This window comes from Flavobacterium sp. (assembly GCF_043720215.1).
Lineage (GTDB): Bacteria > Bacteroidota > Bacteroidia > Flavobacteriales > Flavobacteriaceae > Flavobacterium.
Window position 1 is genome coordinate 1 of the sequence record NZ_JAYSSZ010000271.1, and the last position, 2,692, is coordinate 2,692.

A 2,692-nucleotide genomic window follows, 5' to 3' on the forward strand; every position below is an offset into this window, starting at 1 on the left:
AAAAGAAAATGTGCAGCAAGATGATTTTATATTTCCAATAATAACAGATAAAGTTGGATATTATAAAAGCGAAGAAACACGTTATTTTATATCTTCAAGAGAAAATCATTCTGCTAATTTTCAACTTAATAGAATGGGTAAAATGATGAAATTACCGTTTTCACTTTCATTTCATTTATCAAGACACAGTTTTGCAACCAATGCTTTAAATAATGGTATGAGAATAGAACACGTTTCTAAATTAATGGATCACACAGACATTAGCACAACGCAAATATATGCCAAAATCATTAGTGAAGAATTGGATAAAGCGGTTGACAATTACATATTCTAAATAATTTTAACATATACATAATAAATTTCTGACTTTTACGTTATAGGTAATGTGAACATAGAGTTGTTACAGCTTAGATAAATTGTTAATAAATTTTTTTGAAATCCTTACTAAAAGGATTTTTTTTTTACTCTAATTTAGCACAAAAGAAAGTGATAATTTTTAGAGCCAAAGAGAAAAAATTTAGTTGAATTCGACTAGTAATGTTTGCTAGGATTTTTCAAAAATAAGTAGATAAAAGCTTATAATTACATTTCAAATCACAATGAAAACAATTTATAAAACAGTAATACTTGACTTCAAAAGTTCAAATAATCCAAACTTCACAGTTTGTAGAGTTAGTGGCGGTGCCTTTGGCAAAGTCCACAAATTCTGATTTTGATATTATTATTGAAAATGAAACCACACTTCAAAATTATTACGAAGCTTTAGCAAATAAAGTTTTTAGTTTACACCAATCACAATTTTCAGACTTTATAAATTATCAATGTACAAAAGTTGATAATGCTTTAATTTGGGTTAATAAATTTGAAAAGTTAATGTCAAATAATGAAAAATTATTTACTAAAAAATGTGCTTTTACAAGAGTTAGTAAATTGATTAATTTATTAGAATTAAAAAGAAAGGAATTGCAATCTACAAGTGTAAAGAAAACTATTAAAAAAACTCCAAAACGTTTAATAAATGCCTATACGGATAATAGATACTTTGCTTTTATAGAGGTAAAAAATCATATTCAAACATTACAAAACTTTGACGAAAAACTTATTTATTTAACTGAAGAAGCATTTGAATATAAACAAGCTGATAAGTTTTCAGTTAATGAAAAATTACAAGATTATAGCGAACAATGTTTACTACAAATAGACCATTTACAAAAAATACGCAAAATGCGTTCTGAATGCAGCAAAGAAGTTACAGAAGAAAAAACACAAAATAATGTTGAAATAAATAACTTTGAAAGGATTAGAATAAATGGACCAATTAACATTTTTGCTAATGCTTTTAAACAAATGATGACAGAAGTTAAGCCAAACGGAAAACCTTATATTGGCAATAAAATTGTCAATGTGGCTCATACATTGGCGCAAGTATTTGTTGATGAAAATGGAGAACGTATTTCAGAATTTACTTTAAAAACGTATTTATCTCAAACTAGAAACGATAAAGACCCGAATGAAGATGTGAAAATTAAGTTTTAGTCTTTTTTTCTAAAACAGCATCATTTCAAATCATTAGCATTTAAAGGACTTGGCAAACAAAATGGTCTTTAAAGACTAAAAAATACCAAACAGACTTTTTTATATTTCTTCCATTTGCACCATAACATTTAAAAAACTTTAAAAATGGATGCAATTATCTTCACAAAAGACCAGTTCACAGATCTAATGAGCAAATTAGACACTATTCAATCTCAAATTTCTATTAAGGCTGACCCAAAGAAAGAAACATTTTTGGACAATCAGGAATTTCTTTTATTGATGAAAATTTCTAAACGCACTGCACAAACTTGGAGAGATGAAGGCAAAATTTCCTTTAGCCAAGTGGGTAACAAAATCTACTACAAACTTTCTGATGTTGAAAAACTTCTTACGGAGCATTACAACAAATCATTCAAAGGAAGATAGTATGAGCAACTGCAATGGAACTTGTGAAGTTTGCGATTGTAAACTTCACACCAACGAGAACCAACAACCGACAACTAATAACCATTAAATTAAAACTATGGTAACCATTTTCAAGAATTTCAACGAAGTTGTAGAACACAAATCTTTACTCACAATTTTAGACGAAATTAAAACAGGAAAGTACAAACCCGGAATTGTTTATTTACGCAAATCACTTGCCGAAAACAAAACAGAAGCATACAACAAAGCTAAAAAATCACTTCCTGCATTTACACCTTCAGCTAAATTTGTTGGAGGTCGTAAATTGGAATTTTTAGCAGAATATTCTAAATGTATCATTCTTGATATTGACAAACTGAATGAAAAAGAATTGCAAAACGCTACGCATTTGGCCAATCAATCCGAGTTCACATTTGTAAGTTTCATAAGTCCATCTGGCAACGGTTTTAAAATTTTAGTAAAAATAAGTTCGGATAAAGCCAATCACAAAGAAGCTTTTTTATTAGTTCAAGCATATTACGAGAGTATTTTAAAACTGGAAATTGACAAATCAGGCAAAGATGTAACGAGGTTATGTTTTTATTCTTTCGATGAAAATCTATATCTAAACGAAAACGCTAAAACTTTTGTCACATTGAGCGAAGTCGAAATGCAAACTAGTTATTGCTCTTCGACTCCACTCAGAGTGACACAATCGATATTTTAACTCTTCGCCAGACATCACTAATCA

General features: G+C 28.8%; 4 protein-coding genes. All 4 read left to right on the forward strand.

The window, feature by feature from the left end:
• Positions 1-334: tyrosine-type recombinase/integrase (locus tag ACHZC3_RS11970; protein ID WP_394760088.1), on the forward strand; the 334-nt coding region annotated here is incomplete at its 5' end.
• 293 nt (positions 335-627) lie between these two features.
• Positions 628-1,536 carry a hypothetical protein gene (locus ACHZC3_RS11975; protein ID WP_394760090.1) on the forward strand — a complete coding sequence of 303 codons (909 nt, stop codon included), beginning with the start codon at positions 628-630 and terminating at the stop codon, positions 1,534-1,536.
• Between the two features lie 144 nt (positions 1,537-1,680).
• Positions 1,681-1,962 (forward strand): helix-turn-helix domain-containing protein, encoded by a 282-nt coding sequence (locus tag ACHZC3_RS11980; protein ID WP_011964270.1) that lies wholly within the window; start codon positions 1,681-1,683, stop codon positions 1,960-1,962.
• A 97-nt stretch (positions 1,963-2,059) separates the two neighbouring features.
• Positions 2,060-2,668, forward strand: a complete 609-nt coding sequence (locus tag ACHZC3_RS11985) for a BT4734/BF3469 family protein (RefSeq protein ID WP_394760091.1) — start codon at positions 2,060-2,062, stop codon at positions 2,666-2,668.
• The last annotated feature ends 24 nt before the right edge of the window (positions 2,669-2,692 follow it).